This is a genomic window from Streptomyces clavuligerus (genome assembly GCF_005519465.1).
GTDB lineage: Bacteria > Actinomycetota > Actinomycetes > Streptomycetales > Streptomycetaceae > Streptomyces > Streptomyces clavuligerus.
Window position 1 is genome coordinate 4,428,058 of sequence record NZ_CP027858.1, and the last position, 16,223, is coordinate 4,444,280.

Sequence of the window (16,223 nt, forward strand, 5' to 3'; positions counted from 1 at the left end):
TCGGCACCCGCGGCACCCCTTTGGCTCACTCGCCGCGGGGCGGGGGCCATCGCCCGGCCCAGGAGACAGGGGCCCGCTCTCCGCTCCCGGCACCCGCGGCACCGCTTCGGCCCACTCGCCGCGGGGCGAAGGCAAACGCCCGGCCCAAGAGCCAGGGGCGCGCTCTTCGCTTTCGGCACCCGCGGCACCCCTTCGGCTCACCCGCCGCAGGGTCGAGGCAAACGCCCGGCCCAGGAGACAGGGGCCCGCTCTCCGCTCCCGGCGGTCACGCGCCCCATGGCCCACTCGCCGCGGGGGAACCGCCCCGGGCGGCGCGCCGTTCCGGGGGCGGAGGGGCGTCGGCTCGCGTACGGGGCTGTCGCCGGGGTTCTGCTTAACCCCCGCGCAGGAGCGGCTTAAGCGCACCCTAAATCCGCCGGGGCGAGTGACCTATGTCTCTTTCGCCGGGATGCCCGTGGGTATGGTGCTGGCGTATCCCCTCGCAGGGTCAGTACCCGGCCCCCCTCGGGTGGACCCGAGCGAATCCCCACCCCCCACCGGCGCGTCCCGGTCGGCCCCAATCCGACCGGGACGCGCTGTTTCCGTCTCCGTGCCGGATCACGCGGCGGTGAACCGGTGAACCGGTGAACCGCAGACCCCGTAACATGCCAAGGGCCCCGGTCTTCCGACCGGGGCCCTTGGTCCATCAGGGTGAGTGACGGGACTCGAACCCGCGGCATCCTGGACCACAACCAGGTGCTCTACCAGCTGAGCTACACCCACCATGTCCGGTCGTTTTCCCGACCGGCCGAGAAGAAGTCTACAGGGTCCGGGAGGGTGCTCGCGCCACTCTTTTCCGGTGGCCCGCGCGGGCGCCCCTCCCGTCCCCGACGAGCGTCACTCCGCGGGGAGCACGTGCTTCGCCGCGATCGTCCTCGCCGTCTCCGAGTCCGGTCCGGGCTGCAGTACGAAGACCGCCTCCCGGTAGTACCGCAGCTCGGCGATCGACTCGCGGATGTCCGCGAGCGCCCGGTGGTTGCCGGACTTCTCCGGACTGTTGAAGTAGGCCCTCGGGTACCAGCGGCGGGCCAGCTCCTTCACCGAGGAGACGTCCACGATCCGGTAGTGGAGCCAGCTCTCCAGGGCGGGCATGTCCCGCGACAGGAAGCCGCGGTCCGTGCCCACCGAGTTCCCGCACAGCGGAGCCTTCCCCGGTTCCCTCACATGCTCCCGGATGTAGGCGAGCACCCGCTCCTCGGCGTCGGCGAGCGTGGTGCCGCCCGCCAGCTCGTCGAGCAGGCCCGAGGCGGTGTGCATCTGCCGCACCACCTCGGGCATGGTCGCGAGGGCCGCGTCCGGGGGGCGGATCACGATGTCCACCCCTTCGCCGAGCACATTCAGTTCCGAGTCGGTGACCAGCGCGGCCACCTCGATGAGTGCGTCGTCCGTCAGCGAGAGCCCGGTCATCTCGCAGTCGATCCACACCATGCGGTCGTTCATGCGACTACCTTATGGCGCGCTCCGCTGCCCGGGCAGGCTGGGACGCCCGTGGCCCGCCGCATAGGCGCCGGACGGAGGCTTCCCCAGCTCAGGAGGGACGGACGAGGGCCCGCCCGGACCTGCCGCGGCTGCCGCCGTACGTCTCGCCTGGACCGGTACCACCGAGTCCACCAGTGACGCCGGGGCGGAGTCGCCCTGGGGCCTGCGCACCCGGTAGGCCGCCCGGTAGGCCGCCGGGGACGAGCCGAGCTGCCTGCGGAAGTGTCCGCGCAGCGCCACCGGCGAACGGAAGCCGCAGCGCCCCGCGACCTCGTCCACGGAGTAGTCCGACGTCTCCAGGAGCCGCTGCGCCTGGAGCACCCGCTGAGTGATCAGCCACTGGAGCGGAGCACTGCCGGTGAGTGAGCGGAATCGCCGGTCGAACGTCCGTCGGCTCATGTACGCCCTGGCCGCCAGCGTCTCCACGTCGAACTGCTCGTGAAGATGTTCCAGCGCCCAGGAGACGACCTCGGCCAGCGGGTCCGACCCGATTTCCTCTGGTAAAGACCTGTCCAGGTAGCGCTCCTGACCGCCGCTGCGCCGGGGCGGTACGACCAGCCTGCGGGCGAGCGCCCCGGCGGCCTCGGTGCCGTGGTCGGTGCGCACGATGTGCAGACAGAGGTCGATGCCCGCCGCCGTGCCGGCCGAGGTGAGCACATCGCCGTCGTCGACGAACAGCTCCCGCGGATCGACATGGACGGACGGATACCGCTTGGCCAGCGTCGGCGCGTACATCCAGTGCGTCGTCGCGGGCCTGCCGTCCAGCAGTCCGGCGGCGGCGAGGACGAACGCCCCCGTGCACAGTCCGACTATCCGCGCTCCTTCCTCGTGCGCGCGACGCAGCGCGTCGAGCGCTTCCGGCGGTGGCGGCGATGTGATGGACCGCCATGCCGGTACGACGACCGTGCCCGCTCTGCCGATGGCCTCCAGGCCGTACGGTGCGGTCAGTTCGAGACCGCCGGTGGTCCGCAGCGGCCCTTCCTCGCCCGCGCACACGAGCAGTCGGTAGCGAGGAACTCCGGCGTCCTGACGGTCGATTCCGAACACCGAGAGCGGGATGGAACTCTCAAAAATGGGGCCGCCACTGAAGAGCAGCACGGCGACGACTTCCCGGCGCCGGCGCCCCGAGAGCTTCCGTGCCGCCTCCGGTGCGGCGGAGTCCTGACTCATGACGCTAAGCCCCCCTCGGTATTCGCGTCTCCCCGTTCGTTTCGGGCCTTTCGCTCCTGCACGTTTCCCCTCGGTTTTGCACGAGTTACGAGCCTTCGATACCCAAGATCGAATCTACTGTGTCCCGTGACGCCGCCGTGACAAGTTCGGCATGCCCCGCTATGTCTCCATGAGAACTTGGCGCGAAGCATTCGATCACGAAGCGTTCCACTCGCGGGCCCCGCAGGGAAGTCCGCCTCCCGCGCATGGCCCGTCCCCATAGGGTGCGGGGGACGCCTTTGCCCCTTCCCTTCCAGGTGACAAGGGGGTAGTCCGGTCATTTCCCCAAGGGATGGGTACCGGCGCGAAGTTGGCTGAAATTATACGGGTGCGAGCGTGCGAATGGGTCAGTCGCGCGGGGTGCGCCCGCCTCCGTGGCGGCCTGTGCGGCGCCGTGCCGGGGTGTCACGTGTCCTGCGGTGGTGGCCACCGGGCCCGGTGCGCCGTCCGGTCCGTCCCGTTCGGCCGGGGTCCGGCGGGGGAGCGGCGCCGCCCGGGGCCGCGTGGGCGCCCCGTCCGGCCCGGCGCTCCGCGTACCGCAGCGCCGCCCGGCAGGCGGTGGTCAGGGCGGCGAGCCCGAGTGCCGCCGTCATGGCGTCGCCCGCCGGGTATCCGTATCCGACAAGGGCGACGGGGACGAGCAGACAGCCGAAGGCCGCCCAGCGCACCAGTTCGCCCACGGGGTCGCCGGGGGCGGCGCGGCGGCCGGGGCGGGCGGTGGCGGAGGGCCCGGGCGGAGCGTCCCCGGCCGGGCGCGCGGGGGCGGGGCGGGCACCGCGGGCCCGGCCCCGGGGGCGGTGGGACGCTGGTTCGGGCACACGGGCTCCTCGGGCCTCGGGGGTGACCGAGGTGCCAACGAGGAATGGAGCCTTCCGGTCACTGCGGCACGGGGTGCCGCGCGAGGGCCGTCGGGGGGAGCCGAATACGGCCGGACCGTGACGCCGCCGCGCAGGCCGCCGCCGTCCACCGGCCCGGACCGGCGGGAGGGGTGCGGACCCGCCTCCGGGTGTGTGCGGCTTTGCCACCGTGATCCTTTCTCCGGCCGGATGCGGACGTTCTCCGTCCGCCCGCTTCCAGCCGCCGCGTCCTTTCCCCGTCCCCTTCCCGGCCGCTCCGCCGTGGAATCCGGCCGCGCCCCGCCGTGTCGCTGTGTGTGCGTTCGTGTCCGTACGGTGTCCGTCCTGGCCGGGTCGCGTGTCGTTTCCGGAGCCGGGGTCAGGGACTCCATGCCCTCGACGGCGCGCCGCCCCGGCCCCGGGCGGTGGCCGCTCGCCCGCCCCGGGCCCGGCCGCGCACCGGCCCGGCGGGCGCACCCCGTCCGGGCGCCGTCGGCGCACTGTCCCGGTGCGCCCGGTGATGGCCAGGAAATCCTGGATGTCCGGTGTGTCGTGGTGAAAGCGCGGTCGCGCCGCCGGAGTCGGGCCGGGGGCCGCACCGGAGTGGCACCGGGGTCGCGCCGGAGCGCCGTCGACGCCGTGCGCGGGCGGCTGTAGACGCCATGCGGCATTGCCATACGGCACGACCTCAGGCATGCTCCCTGGGACGCGCGATTGGGCCGAGCGGCCCTGGGCAGGAGAGGAGTGTCGCCGTACCCTTACGGGTAAGGGACAGGGAAGATGATTCCCGGACACAACAGTCTGTCGCCATGTCGATCCCTCAACCGAGGACTTTCTTCGCCGAGACACCGATGGCAGGTCACGAGATCCCCGAACCCGCGGACCGCAAGCAGATCGCCGATCCCACGGCGGAACTGCGGGCGGCGGAAGAGTCACGCCATCCCTGCGACCCCGCCTTCCGGCACGGCGTCGTGGTCGGATTCGACGGTTCGACCTCCAGCGAGCGCGCATTGGCCTACGCCATTGGCATGGCCCGGCGTTCCGGTTCCGGTCTGATCATCGTTCATGTCGCCAACCGGCTGCCCACCACGGTCTGGGCGGGGTGCGAGCCGCCCGTCTTCGTCGATGTCCCCGACCACCGCACCGAGGTGCTGGGGCTGGAGCTGGCCTGCGCCGACTATCTCGCCGAGGTCCCGTGGATCCTGGTGGAGCGCGGCGGGGACATCTGCCATGAACTGGAGGAAGTCGGCCGGGAGTACTCCGCCGACGCGATCGTGGTCGGCTCCACCCATGGCATCGTGGGCCGGATCTTCGGCTCGGTCGCGGGACGGCTCGCCCGGCGCGCCCAGCGCCCCGTCGTCGTCATCCCCTGAGCCCGTTCACCCTCTGAGTCCGTTCACCCCCGGGCCCGTTTCCGCCCGTTGAGCCCGGCTCTCCCGGAAGCCCGTTCGGCCCCGCTCCTGTGCGCCCGCCGGCCCGGACTGACGCCCGGTCAACTCCCCCCGCCCCGCACGGATGGGGGGAGTCGAGCGGGCCCGTCCGGTCTACTCGACCGTGACCGACTTCGCCAGATTGCGCGGCTTGTCGATGTCCCGGCCCATCGCCAGCGCCGTGTGGTACGCGAAGAGCTGGAGCGGGATGCCCATGAGGATCGGGTCCAGCTCGTTCTCGTTCTTCGGCACGACGATGGTGTGGTCCGCCTTCTCCTGCTCCCGGTGGGCCACCGCGAGGATGCGCCCGCTGCGCGCCTTGATCTCCTCCAGCGCCGCCCGGTTCTTCTCCAGCAGATCGTCGTCCGGCACGATCGCCACCGTCGGCAGCGCCGGCTCGATCAGCGCCAGCGGACCGTGCTTCAGCTCGGACGCCGGGTACGCCTCGGCGTGGATGTAGGAGATCTCCTTCAGCTTCAGCGACGCCTCAAGGGCCACCGGGTAGCCGCGCACCCGGCCGATGAACATCATCGACTGGGCCCCGGCGTACTCCTCCGCCAGCTTCTTGATGTCGTCCTCGGCCTGGAGGATCTCGGTGATCTGCTCCGGCAGCCTGCGCAGCCCCTCGATGATCCGCTTGCCCTCGGCGACGGAGAGGTCCCGGACGCGGCCGAGGTGCAGTGCGAGCAGCGCGAAGGCGACGACCGTGTTGGTGAAGCACTTCGTGGAGACGACGCAGACCTCGGGCCCGGCGTGCACATAGGTGCCGCCGTCGGCCTCGCGGGCGATCGCGGAGCCGACCACGTTGACCACGCCCAGCACCCGGGCGCCCTTGCGCTTCAGCTCCTGGACGGCGGCGAGCACGTCATACGTCTCGCCGGACTGGGAGACCGCGACATAGAGGGTGTCGGGGTCCACGACCGGGTTGCGGTAGCGGAACTCGGAGGCGGGCTCGGCGTCCGCCGGGATACGGGCCAGCGACTCGATCAGTCCGGCGCCGATCAGTCCGGCGTGGTACGAGGTGCCGCAGCCGAGGATCTTCACCCGGCGGATGGAGCGGGCCTCGCGGGCGTCCAGGTTGAGCCCGCCCAGGTGCACGGTGGAGAAGCGGTCGTCGATCCGGCCGCGCAGCACCCGGTCCACAGCGTCGGGCTGCTCGCAGATCTCCTTGTGCATATAGGTGTCGTGGCCGCCCATGTCGTACGACTCGGCCTCCCACTCCACGGTGGTCGGCGTGGCGGTCGTGGTCGAGCCCTCCGTGGTGTACGTACGGAAGTCGTCGGCCTTGAGGGTGGCCATCTCGCCGTCGTCGAGGGTGACGATCTGGCGGGTGTGGGCGACCAGCGCGGCGACGTCGGAGGCGACGAACATCTCCTTCTCGCCGATGCCCAGGACCACGGGGGAGCCATTGCGGGCGACCACGATGCGGTCGTTGAAGTCGGCGTGCATCACGGCGATGCCGTAGGTGCCCTCGACCACCTTGAGCGCGTGCCGGACCTTCTCCTCCAGGGTCTCGGCGGCGGAGCGGGCGATCAGATGGGTCAGGACCTCGGTGTCGGTCTCGGAGGCGAAGACGACGCCCTCCGCCTCCAGCCGGGCGCGCAGCTCGGCGGCGTTGTCGATGATCCCGTTGTGGACGACGGCGACCTCGCCGCCGGTGGAGAGGTGGGGGTGGGCGTTCTCGTCGCTGGGGGCGCCGTGGGTGGCCCAGCGGGTGTGGGCGATGCCGGTGGTCCCGGCGAAGCGCTTGGGGACCCGGGCCTCCAGGTCGCGGACCCGGCCCTTGGCCTTGACCATCCGCAGTCCGCCGCCCCGGGGGCCGGTGATCACCAGACCGGCGGAGTCGTACCCCCGGTACTCCAGCCGCTGGAGCCCTTCCAGCAGCAGCGGCGCCACATCACGCTTGCCGATATATCCGACAATTCCGCACATAAGATTCTGCCCCTCCGTGGATCATCGCCGGATGATCCGTAGCTCGCTGACCGATCCATGGCCGGAAGCGCCCGAGCCGCGCCGCACCGGGCGGCCCGCGCCGTTCCGCCGGATCGTCCGGGCCGTTTCCGGCCGCCCGGCTCAGCCGTAGACGATGCGGCGCAACTGCCGGAGCGACAGCTCCGGAGGCGCCACGGCGCGGTGCGGCAGCTCGGCCGCGATCCGCTCGAAGATCTCCGCGTTCGCCAGGCCGCCGGACTGGAGCTCCCGGTGGCGGCGGCGTACGTAGTCCTCCGTGCGCTCGTCGAAGTACGCCAGCACATCCAGCACCACCCGGGCCGCCTCGCCGCGCCGGAGCGCGGTACTGCGGACCAGATGGTCTATGAGGTCGTCGTGCGACGTCGCCGTCGGCGGCGTCGAGGGTGGCACACGACCGGGCCGGTGTTGTTCGAGCACTCGTAGATACTGCGGGCCGGATCGGGGGTTGTGCAAGATTTCTGCCCGATTCCGGGCAGGATTCCGTCTTAGAGGCGGGTGAGGATCGCCTGTTTGGCCGTGGCGAACTCATCGTCGGTGAGCACACCGCTGCGGTGCAGCTCCCCCAGCTCCCGCAGCCGCCGCAGCAGGACGTCATGATCGGCGGCGTCGGCCCCGGTGCCCGCCTCGGCGGCCTGGGCGGCGGGCAGGACCGGCGTCGTGCCCTTGGCGCTCCCGTACGGATGCGGCAGCCGGGCCACCACGGCGGCGGCGACCAGCGCCATCAGCGGGTCCTTGCGGAAGCCCCACAGCTCCACGGCGTGCGGGTCGTACTTCGGCGGGGCGGTCGTCGCCGACCGGGTCACGGTGAAGCGCAGATAACCGTTGTCGAGCCCGGAGGGCGGCAGCCACTCGACCGCCTCCACGTCCTCCACCAGGATCGTCCGGGGCCCGCCCGACGCCTTGGACTCCTGGGTCTTCCAGTTCCACGAAAGTCTGATCTGCTCCCCGTCGAAGGAGACCGTGCCGTCCCCGGCGCCCACGGTGATCGGCAGCGAGGGCCCCCGCAGCAGATAGCGGTCCACCGGGTCGGCGGGGATCTGCTCCAGCATCAGCGCGTTCCGCACGGCGTCCACGAAGTACTCGGCGGTCCCGGTCCGGTCGTTCTCGACGGTCAGGTGGTACGGGTCCGAGCCGTCGGTCAGATTGCTCCCGGTGATCTGGAGCAGCGGGTCGGCGCCGTTGCGCAGCCGCAGCCGCAGCCGCCCTCTCTTCTTCCCCGGCTCGAACGACACCCCGGCGACGGCAGCCAGCGGCACGGCCAGCTCGCCGAGCGTCTTGCGCAGCAGGCTCACCCCTTTGTCGGAGCCCGGCACGATGCGTACCGTCTCTCCGTCGAAGGTCCAGGTGCCGTCCTTCTGGATGATTTCTGCCATGAAGTGATTCTTTCACCCCATCGGCCGATGGGGGATGCTCCCGGCACCGGAACGCCGGAACGCCGGACGGCCGGAGCACCGGACAGCCGGGAGCGGGGGGACGGGCGCGCGTGAGGGACCGTTGTCACGCGCGCCCGCCGTCTCAGGCGAGCCCCGCCAGGGGGTTCTTGAGGGTGCCGACGAGCTGGAGGGCGCCGGCCGGGTCGGCGAGATCCACCATCTGGGCGTTGTTCCTGAGCTGGAGCCGGTTGAGGCAGGAGAGCCGGAACTCCTCGGCGAACAGGTCGTACTCGGTGAACCGGTCCGCCAACTGGGGTACGGACTCCCGGTACGACCGGACGCACTGGGCCACCGCGCCCCAGAACTCCTCCTCCGACAGCCGCCCTTCACCGACGAGCGCCGCCGCGAGGAAGCGGAAGAAGCAGTCGAAGACATCCGTGAAGATCGACAGGAGCTTCATGTCCTCGGGGACCTCCACGCGGATCCGGTCCACGGTGGGCGGCAGCACCGCGTTCGGGTCCATGACCGCGATCTCCTCGGCGATGTCCTTGAAGATCGCCCGGCTGACCGTGCCGTCCGCGCCGAGCACGAGGATCACATTCTCCCCGTGCGGCATGTAGACGAGGTCGTACGCGTAGAAGCTGTGCAGCACCGGGGTGAGGTAGGCGTGCAGATAGGGCCGCAGCCACTCCACCGCGTCCAGCCCCGACTCGTCGATCAGCGCGCCCGCGAAGGAGGCGCCCTCGTGGTCGGTGTGGAGCAGCGAGGCCATCGTCGCCAGCCGCTCGCCCTCCGCCAGGGTGGGCACCGGGCTCTCCCGCCAGAGCGCGGCGAGCATCTTCCGGTACGGGGAGTAGCGGTCGGTGGCGGCCTCGTACGCGCGGTGGTGGTAGCCGATGGCCGCCCGCTCCCGGATGATCGAGAAACGGGCCTCCTTGAGGATGTCGTCCCGCTCGATCAACTGGGCCAGCCAGTCGTTGATGGCGGGGGTGGCCTTCATGTAGGCGGCCGAGAGTCCGCGCATGAAGCCCATGTTCAGGACCGACATCGCGGTCTTGACGTAGTGCTTCTCCGGTGCGCTGGTGTTGAAGAAGGTCCGGATGGACTGCTGGGCGAGATAGTCGTCGTCGCCCTCGCCGAGCAGGACCAGGCGCTGCTGGGCCACCTCGGCGGCGAAGGTGATGGAGAGTTTGTTCCACCACTGCCAGGGGTGCACCGGCAGCAGCAGATACTCGGCCGGGTCCAGCTCCAGGGCCGTGAGCCGGGCCGTGAAGCGCTCGCGGGTGGCCTCGTTCAGCTCCTGGGCGACGAGGGTGTCGTAGTCGAGGCCCTCGCCCGAGGTGAACGCGGCGTGGTCGCGCCGGGCCGCCAGCCAGATCAGCCGGATCGGGTTCGCCGCCTCGGGGGCGTACGCGTGGTACTCGTGCACCCCGAAGCCGAGCCGCCCGTTGTTGGCGACGAAGCAGGGGTGGCCCTCGGTCATCCCGGTCTCGATGGCCTGGAAGCCGGAGCGGGCCAGCTCGGCGGAGGTCACCGGCTTCTTGGTGAGCTTGTAGGCGGTCCCGGAGACGGTGGAGGAGATCTCCTCCAGATAGACCGGGAGGATCTGCTCGCTCAGCCCCAGGGAGGTGCGCAGCTCGGTGAAGAACTCCAGCGCGTCCAGCGGCAGCGGGGCGCCGTCGCGGTGCCTGCTGACGGAGGCGGCGTCGACCTGCCAGTGGTCGAGGGCGAAGCGGCGGGCGGTGAAGCGGTACTCGACCGTCCCGTCGTCGCTGAGCACACGGTACGCGCGGGACCCGGCCGCCTCGGCCGCCCCGTCGGCGACGGCCTCGGGGGTGAGGAGCCGCTCGTGGGAGAACTCGGCCAGCGCCTTGCGGATGAGCTGACGGCCGGCACGCTCCCACAGCTCGGGCGTGAGGTGGGTGACGGCCTCGGCGGCGTTCGTGCCGCTCATGCCCTGCATTCCGTTCGCTCCGTCCGTTCCGTTGCTGCTGTTGCTGCCGTTGAACGCGGTCATCGCGCGGCCCCCCGTATCGCCTCGCTGTGCGCGAAGTCCTCCCGGGTGCAGACGCTCAGCGAGGCGTCCTTCTCCGGCTTCTCGATCGTGTCGACCACGGTGAACCCGACATACGCGTTGAGGGCGTGCACGGCCGCGTTGCGGACGTCCGGCTCCACCACGACCCGGCGGGTCGCGGGATCGGCGAACAGCTCCCGCATGACGGCGGTGATCACCGCGCGGGTGAAGCCGTGGACGGGGGTGTCGCTGGGCGCCACCAGGAAGTGCATACCGACGTCGCCGGGCTCGGGCTCGTACAGGCCGACCAGCTCCAGATGGTGCGGGTCGTACCGTTCCATCAGGAAGACGGGCTCCCCGTCGAGCAGTCCGACGAACGCGTGGTGGTGCTCATGGGCGGTGATCGCCGTGTACTCGCGCTCGACGTCCTGGAGGCGGGCGTCCTGCATCATCCAGAACGCGGCCTTCGGATGGGTGACCCAGCCATGGATCAGCCTCGCGTCGGCGGCCGGGTCGAGCGGCCGTACCGTGAGGCGGTCGACGAGGGCGGTCATACGGCGAACTCCTGGAACGCGATGGACTTCTCGACGGTGTAGTACTGCGAGCCCAGCATCTCCCCGATGATGTAGGCGTTGCGGTAGGGCCCCATGCCCAGGTCGGGCGAGGTGATCGAGTGGGTGTGGACCCCCGCGTTCTGGAGGAAGACCCCGCGCCCGGTGGTGTCGATCGCATAGTTGCGCGCCACGTCGAAGCGGCCCTGCCCGTCCCAGCGGAGCCGGTCGCGGACCGGCTCCAGGAAGGCGGGGACGGCGTACTTGTAGCCGGTGGCCAGGATCAGGCCCTCGGTCTCGATCTCGTACGCCTTGCCCTGCTCCTCCTGGCGCAGCGCGAGGGTGTACACGCCGTCCGCGTACCGGGCCCCGGTCAGCGCCGAGTTGGTGAGCAGGCGGGTCGGGACGGGGGCCGCGATGTTCTTCTGGTAGAGCAGGTCGAAGATGGCGTCGATGAGATCGCCGTCGATGCCCTTGAAGAGGCCCTTCTGTCCGCTCTCCAGCCGGTAGCGGGTCTCCTCCGGCAGGGCGTGGAAGTAGTCGATGTACTCCGGGGAGGTCATCTCCAGCGTCAGCTTGGTGTACTCCAGCGGGAAGAACCGCGGGGAGCGCGTCACCCAGTTGAGCCGGTAGCCGTGGACGTCGATCTCGGAGAGCAGGTCGTAGTAGATCTCCGCCGCGCTCTGGCCGCTGCCGATCAGGGTGATCGACTTCTTCCGCTGGAGCTCCTGCTTGTGGTCGAGGTAGCGGGAGTTGTGGAGGAAGTCGCCGCCGAGGCCCTGGCAGGCGTCGGGGAGGTGCGGCGGGGTGCCGGTGCCGAGCACGAGCCGGCGGGCGGTGAGGACCTCACCGGCCTCGGTGCGCACCGTGTAGACCTCGGCGGCCTCGTCGTACTCCACCCGGGTGACGGTGGTGCTGAAGCGGATCGACGAGAGCTGCGCGGCGGCCCAGCGGCAGTAGTCGTTGTACTCCGTCCGCAGCGGGTAGAAGTTTTCCCGGATGTAGAAGGAGTAGAGCCGTCCCCGGTCCTTGAGGTAGTTGAGGAAGGAGTACGGCGAGGTCGGATCGGCGAGGGTGACCAGATCAGACATGAACGGGGTCTGGAGGTGGGCCCCTTCGAGGAACATGCCCGAGTGCCACTCGAAGTCCGGCTTGGACTCCAGGAAGACACCGTTCAGTTCGTCGATGGGCTCGGTGAGGCAGGCGAGGCCGAGATTGAAGGGCCCGAGCCCGATACCGATGAAGTCGAAGGGCTCGTTAGGCGCTGACAAGGCGATTCTCTCCCAGGTACTGCTCGGCGTGGCCGGCGATCAGATCGAGGACGGCGGCGATGTCGGAGACCGTCGTCTCGGGGTTGAGGAGGGTGAACTTCAGATACTGGCGACCGCCGACCTTGGTCCCGGCCACCACGGCCTCGCCGGAGGCGAAGAGCGCCTTGCGGGCGTAGAGGTTGGCCCGGTCGATCTCGGCGGGGTCGGTGACGGCCTCGGGGATGTAGCGGTAGACCAGGGTGGACAGCGAGGGGCGGACCACGACGTCGTAACGGGGGTCGGCGGCCAGCAGCTCCCAGCCCTCGGCGGCCAGGTCGCAGACCTCGTCGAAGAGTCCGCCGACACCGTCCGCGCCCATCACCCGCAGGGTCAGCCACAGCTTCAGGGCGTCGAAGCGGCGGGTGGTCTGGAGGGACTTGTCGACCTGGTTGGGGATCTTCTCCTCGACGGTGCGCCGGGGGTTGAGGTAGTCCGCGTAGTAGGTGGCGTGCCGCAGGGTGGCGCTGTCGCGCACCAGCAGGGCGGAGGAACTGACCGGCTGGAAGAAGGACTTGTGGTAGTCGACGGTGACGGAGTCGGCGCGCTCGATGCCGTCCAGGAGGTGGCGGCGGGCGGGCGAGGCGAGCAGTCCGCAGCCGTAGGCGGCGTCGACGTGCATCCAGGTCCCGTGGCGCTCCGCCAGCTCGGCGATCTCCTCCAGCGGGTCGATGGAGCCGAAGTCGGTGGTGCCCGCGGTGGCGACGATCGCCATCGGGACCAGCCCCTCACGGGCGCACAGCTCCAGCTCGGCGGCGAGCAGGACGGTCTGCATCCGCTTGTCCCGGTCGACGGGGACCGAGACGACGGCGTCGGGGCCGAGGCCCAGCAGTTTCGCGGACTTCTGGACGCTGAAGTGGCTGCACTCGGAGGCGAAGATGCGCAGTCTGCCCGGGTCGGCGGCCCTGGCCTCCTCACGGGCGAGCAGCAGCGCCTGGAGGTTGGACTGGGAGCCGCCGGAGGTGAAGACGCCGTCGGCGGCGCCGCCGAGGCCGATCCGCCCGGCGGTCCAGTCGATCAGCCGGCGCTCGATCAGGGTGCCGCCCGCGCTCTGGTCCCAGGTGTCCAGCGAGGAGTTGACGGCGGCGAGCACGGCCTCGCCGAGGACGGCGGGGATGACGACCGGGCAGTTGAGGTGGGCCAGGTAGCGCGGGTGGTGGAAGTAGACCGCGTCCCGCAGATAGATCTGTTCCAGCTCGTCCAGGGCGGAGGAGGTGTCGCCGAGGGGCCGGTCGAGGTCGACGGCCGAGATCTCGGGCGCGAGTTCCTCCGGGGTGATGCCGGTGAACGGCCGCCGGGTCGTGGCGAATCGATTCGCCACCCGCTCGACGCCTTCTGTCACGGCGCGCCGGTAGACCTCCGCCGTGCCGTCGTTGAGGAGCTGCGAGCGCATGCGATGCCCTTCTGGGTGTGGGGGATCAGGCCGTCCGCCGCGGACAGGGGGATGGGGCGGAACGACCTCAACTGAGGTTAGCCTAACCTAATTTCCAATGCCACCCCGAGGGCGTCCCCGGTCGGGCAATTCCTGGCCGGGCCGGTGGAAGGGCAGGTCAGGGGCGGTCGGACGGCATGGGGAGAGAGCGCCCGTGCCGGACGGCGGGGCTGAACGAGCTGATGTGGGGGGGCGGTGGGGAGGCCCCGGGCGCTTGGGCCGGGAGGAGCCGGGCGCCCGGACGGGAGGGCCGCGGGTGCCCCGGGGCGGCCCTCGCCGTCGGCGGACCGCTCGCGCGGCCCGTCCGCTCAGCCCTCGTCGTCGGTGGCGGGCCGCTCCCGCAGCCCGTCCTCGCTCACCCCGCGCTTCCAGTAGCCGACGAAGGTGATCCGGCGGCGGTCGAAGCCGCGCTCGCCCACCAGATGGCGGCGGAGCGCCTTCATGGTGCCGGACTCGCCCGCGAGCCAGGTGTACGGAGTGCCGCCGGGCAGTTCGGCGGCGGCGATCGCGTCCACCGCGGACGGCGCCCCCTCGTCCCGCACCAGCCAGGTGATCTCGACCTCGCCCGCGGTGGCGAACTCCAGCCGGTCACCGGCGTGCGGGACCTCCAGCCAGAGCCTGGCCCGCGTCCCGGCGGGCAGCCAGTCGAGGATTCCGCCGACGGCGGGCAGCGCGGTCTCGTCGCCCCACATCAGCAGCCAGTCGGTGTCCGCGGGGGGTTGGCAGCGCACCGAGCCGTTGTCGGCGGCGGTCGGGCCGAGCACCATCACCCGGTCGCCGGGCGCGGCGGCGAGCGCCCAGCGGCAGGCCGGGCCGCCGTCCTCGTGCACCGCGAAGTCGATGTCCACCTCGACGGGCCCGCCCTCGGGGCGGCGCTGCTCGCGCACGGTGTACGAGCGCATGACCGCCCGGACGCCGGCGGGGAGCGCCCGCCAGGCGGCGAAGGTGGCGCGGTAGCCCGCCGGGTCCACCGGGACCACCGGCGCGTCCTGGCCCGGGTGCGGGAGGAAGAGCGAGAGGGACTGGTCCCGGCCGCCCGCGTGGAAGTCCTTCAGCTCGTCGTCGCCGGGGAAGCCGTGGAACGTGACGCGCACCAGGGAGGGGGAGAGCCGCACGGCCCGGTCCACCTGGAGGGAGAAGTAGCGGAACGGGATCGCGGGCTCGGCCGTGGTGGACATGGGCAGGCGACCTTCTTCTGTCATACGGGCGGCGGGAGCCCGTGGAGCAGGATGGGAAATAGGTTAGCCTAACCTCATTTCGATCTTCTATAGGGGGGCGGGACGGAGTCCGCGCCGCCCGGGTGCGCCCCCGGGTGCGCGGACGGCCCCGGCCGTCCCCCTGAGGCGGTCCGGGGCCGGGGGCGGATACCGCCGGTGCCGCCGGGCCCCGGACGGTGCCGCCCCGTGCCGTCAGCCCGTGAGCCCCAACTCGCGGGCGATCAGCATCCGCTGGACCTCGCTCGTCCCCTCGCCGATCTCCAGGATCTTGGAGTCCCGCCACATCCGGGCCACGGGGTACTCGTTCATGAAGCCGTAGCCGCCGTGGATCTGGGTGGCGTCCCGGGCGTTGTCGACGGCGACCGTGGACGAGTACAGCTTCGCCAGCGCCGCCTGCTTCTTGAAGGGCTCGCCCAGCACCAGCCGGGAGGCCGCGTCCCGCCAGCCGACCCGGGCCATGTGCGCCCGCATCTCCATGTCGGCGATCTTGAACTGGATGGACTGGTTGGCGCCGATCGGGCGGCCGAAGGCGTGGCGCTGCCTCGCGTACGCCACCGACTCGTCCACACAGCCCTGGGCCAGGCCCGTCGCCAGCGCGGAGATGGCGATCCTGCCCTCGTCCAGGATGCGCAGGAACTGCGCGTACCCCCGGCCCTCCTCGCCGACCAGGTTCGCGAGCGGTACCCGTACCCCGTCGAAGGCCAGCTCGCGGGTGTCGGACGCGTTCCAGCCGACCTTGGAGTACGCGGGGGCCACGGTGAAGCCGGGGGTGCCCGACGGGATGATGATCGAGGAGATCAGCGGCTTGCCCTCGGGGGTGCGGCCGGTGACGGCGGTGACGGTCACCAGCCCCGTGATGTCCGTCCCGGCGTTGGTGATGAAGCACTTGGAGCCGTTGATCACCCATTCGCCCGCCGCCTCGTCGCGCACGGCGGTGGTCCGGGTACCGCCCGCGTCGGAGCCGCCCTCCGGCTCGGTCAGCCCGAAGGCGCCGAGCATCTCGCCCGAGCAGAGCTTCGGCAGCCACCGCCGCTTCTGCTCCTCCGTGCCGAAGCGGTAGAGGGGCATCGCGCCGAGCGAGACCCCGGCCTCCAGGGTGATGGCGACGGACGAGTCCACCCGTGCCAGCTCCTCCAGGGCGATGCCGAGCGCGAGGAAGTCGCCGCCCATCCCGCCGTACTCCTCCGGGAAGGGCAGTCCGAACAGCCCCATCCGGCCCATCTCGGCCACGATGCCGTAGGGGAACTCATGGCGCTCGTAGAGGTCGCCGATGGCGGGGGCGACCACGTCGTGCGCGAACTGCTCGACGGTGCGGCGCAGTTCCTCGTGCTCCGGTGTGAGCCGGTGGTCCAGTGGCATGGCGAT

At 71.2% G+C, this 16,223-nt stretch carries 13 protein-coding genes and 1 tRNA gene; 1 reads left to right on the plus strand and 13 read right to left on the minus strand.

Annotation, left to right across the window (positions count from 1 at the left end; all coding sequences use genetic code 11):
* Nucleotides 1-689: 689 nt before the first annotated feature.
* The 4 genes from CRV15_RS18685 to CRV15_RS18700 all read right to left on the minus strand — a co-directional run bounded on the left by CRV15_RS18685 (nt 690) and on the right by CRV15_RS18700 (nt 3,545).
* Nucleotides 690-762 (minus strand) — tRNA-His (locus CRV15_RS18685).
* Nucleotides 763-876: 114 nt separating this feature from the next.
* Complete coding sequence (gene orn / locus CRV15_RS18690) at nt 877-1,479, minus strand: oligoribonuclease (RefSeq protein ID WP_003958173.1); 603 nt, start codon at nt 1,477-1,479, stop codon at nt 877-879.
* Between the two features lie 9 nt (nt 1,480-1,488).
* The gene (locus CRV15_RS18695; protein WP_003958174.1) at nt 1,489-2,688 is read right to left on the minus strand and encodes a helix-turn-helix domain-containing protein; all 1,200 of its coding nucleotides are present in this window, start codon (nt 2,686-2,688) and stop codon (nt 1,489-1,491) included.
* A 386-nt stretch (nt 2,689-3,074) separates the two neighbouring features.
* Nucleotides 3,075-3,545 carry a DHH family phosphoesterase gene (locus tag CRV15_RS18700; RefSeq protein ID WP_009996264.1) on the minus strand — a complete coding sequence of 157 codons (471 nt, stop codon included), beginning with the start codon at nt 3,543-3,545 and terminating at the stop codon, nt 3,075-3,077.
* 869 nt (nt 3,546-4,414) lie between these two features.
* Between CRV15_RS18700 and CRV15_RS18705 the strand changes: the two genes are divergently transcribed.
* A complete protein-coding gene (locus tag CRV15_RS18705) occupies nt 4,415-4,936 on the plus strand; it encodes a universal stress protein (RefSeq protein ID WP_003958178.1) in 522 nt (173 codons plus the stop codon).
* 171 nt (nt 4,937-5,107) lie between these two features.
* Here CRV15_RS18705 and glmS read toward each other — a convergent pair whose 3' ends face one another.
* From glmS to CRV15_RS18750, 9 genes are all read right to left on the minus strand, one after another.
* Nucleotides 5,108-6,925 (minus strand): glutamine--fructose-6-phosphate transaminase (isomerizing), encoded by a 1,818-nt coding sequence (glmS, locus tag CRV15_RS18710; protein ID WP_003958179.1) that lies wholly within the window; start codon nt 6,923-6,925, stop codon nt 5,108-5,110.
* A 141-nt stretch (nt 6,926-7,066) separates the two neighbouring features.
* Nucleotides 7,067-7,354 (minus strand): hypothetical protein, encoded by a 288-nt coding sequence (locus tag CRV15_RS18715; protein WP_003958181.1) that lies wholly within the window; start codon nt 7,352-7,354, stop codon nt 7,067-7,069.
* A 95-nt stretch (nt 7,355-7,449) separates the two neighbouring features.
* Complete coding sequence (locus tag CRV15_RS18720) at nt 7,450-8,337, minus strand: DUF4429 domain-containing protein (RefSeq protein ID WP_003958182.1); 888 nt, start codon at nt 8,335-8,337, stop codon at nt 7,450-7,452.
* A 142-nt stretch (nt 8,338-8,479) separates the two neighbouring features.
* Nucleotides 8,480-10,300, minus strand: coding sequence for an IucA/IucC family protein (locus CRV15_RS18725; protein WP_044955890.1), 1,821 nt, complete (start codon nt 10,298-10,300; stop codon nt 8,480-8,482).
* A 50-nt stretch (nt 10,301-10,350) separates the two neighbouring features.
* Nucleotides 10,351-10,905 carry a GNAT family N-acetyltransferase gene (locus CRV15_RS18730; protein WP_003958184.1) on the minus strand — a complete coding sequence of 185 codons (555 nt, stop codon included), beginning with the start codon at nt 10,903-10,905 and terminating at the stop codon, nt 10,351-10,353.
* Nucleotides 10,902-12,173 (minus strand): lysine N(6)-hydroxylase/L-ornithine N(5)-oxygenase family protein, encoded by a 1,272-nt coding sequence (locus CRV15_RS18735; protein WP_003958185.1) that lies wholly within the window; start codon nt 12,171-12,173, stop codon nt 10,902-10,904. Before CRV15_RS18735 ends, CRV15_RS18730 begins: the two co-directional genes overlap by 4 nt.
* Nucleotides 12,160-13,602, minus strand: a complete 1,443-nt coding sequence (locus CRV15_RS18740; RefSeq protein WP_003958186.1) for a pyridoxal phosphate-dependent decarboxylase family protein — start codon at nt 13,600-13,602, stop codon at nt 12,160-12,162. The genes CRV15_RS18735 and CRV15_RS18740 overlap by 14 nt, the downstream gene beginning before the upstream one ends.
* A 347-nt stretch (nt 13,603-13,949) precedes the next feature.
* Nucleotides 13,950-14,819 (minus strand): siderophore-interacting protein, encoded by an 870-nt coding sequence (locus CRV15_RS18745; RefSeq protein WP_003958187.1) that lies wholly within the window; start codon nt 14,817-14,819, stop codon nt 13,950-13,952.
* 231 nt (nt 14,820-15,050) lie between these two features.
* Nucleotides 15,051-16,217 carry an acyl-CoA dehydrogenase family protein gene (locus CRV15_RS18750; RefSeq protein WP_003960572.1) on the minus strand — a complete coding sequence of 389 codons (1,167 nt, stop codon included), beginning with the start codon at nt 16,215-16,217 and terminating at the stop codon, nt 15,051-15,053.
* Between the last annotated feature and the right edge of the window lie 6 nt (nt 16,218-16,223).

Bases quoted from the DNA above. Each gene is read 5' to 3' on its own strand.
- glmS (WP_003958179.1), bottom strand. From the start codon at position 6,925: ATGTGCGGAATTGTCGGATATATCGGCAAGCGTGATGTGGCGCCGCTG.
- orn (WP_003958173.1), bottom strand. From the start codon at position 1,479: ATGAACGACCGCATGGTGTGGATCGACTGCGAGATGACCGGGCTCTCG.
- CRV15_RS18740 (WP_003958186.1), bottom strand. From the start codon at position 13,602: ATGCGCTCGCAGCTCCTCAACGACGGCACGGCGGAGGTCTACCGGCGC.
- CRV15_RS18730 (WP_003958184.1), bottom strand. From the start codon at position 10,905: ATGACCGCCCTCGTCGACCGCCTCACGGTACGGCCGCTCGACCCGGCC.
- CRV15_RS18725 (WP_044955890.1), bottom strand. From the start codon at position 10,300: ATGCAGGGCATGAGCGGCACGAACGCCGCCGAGGCCGTCACCCACCTC.
- CRV15_RS18745 (WP_003958187.1), bottom strand. From the start codon at position 14,819: ATGTCCACCACGGCCGAGCCCGCGATCCCGTTCCGCTACTTCTCCCTC.
- CRV15_RS18720 (WP_003958182.1), bottom strand. From the start codon at position 8,337: ATGGCAGAAATCATCCAGAAGGACGGCACCTGGACCTTCGACGGAGAG.
- CRV15_RS18695 (WP_003958174.1), bottom strand. From the start codon at position 2,688: ATGAGTCAGGACTCCGCCGCACCGGAGGCGGCACGGAAGCTCTCGGGG.
- CRV15_RS18705 (WP_003958178.1), top strand. From the start codon at position 4,415: ATGGCAGGTCACGAGATCCCCGAACCCGCGGACCGCAAGCAGATCGCC.
- CRV15_RS18750 (WP_003960572.1), bottom strand. From the start codon at position 16,217: ATGCCACTGGACCACCGGCTCACACCGGAGCACGAGGAACTGCGCCGC.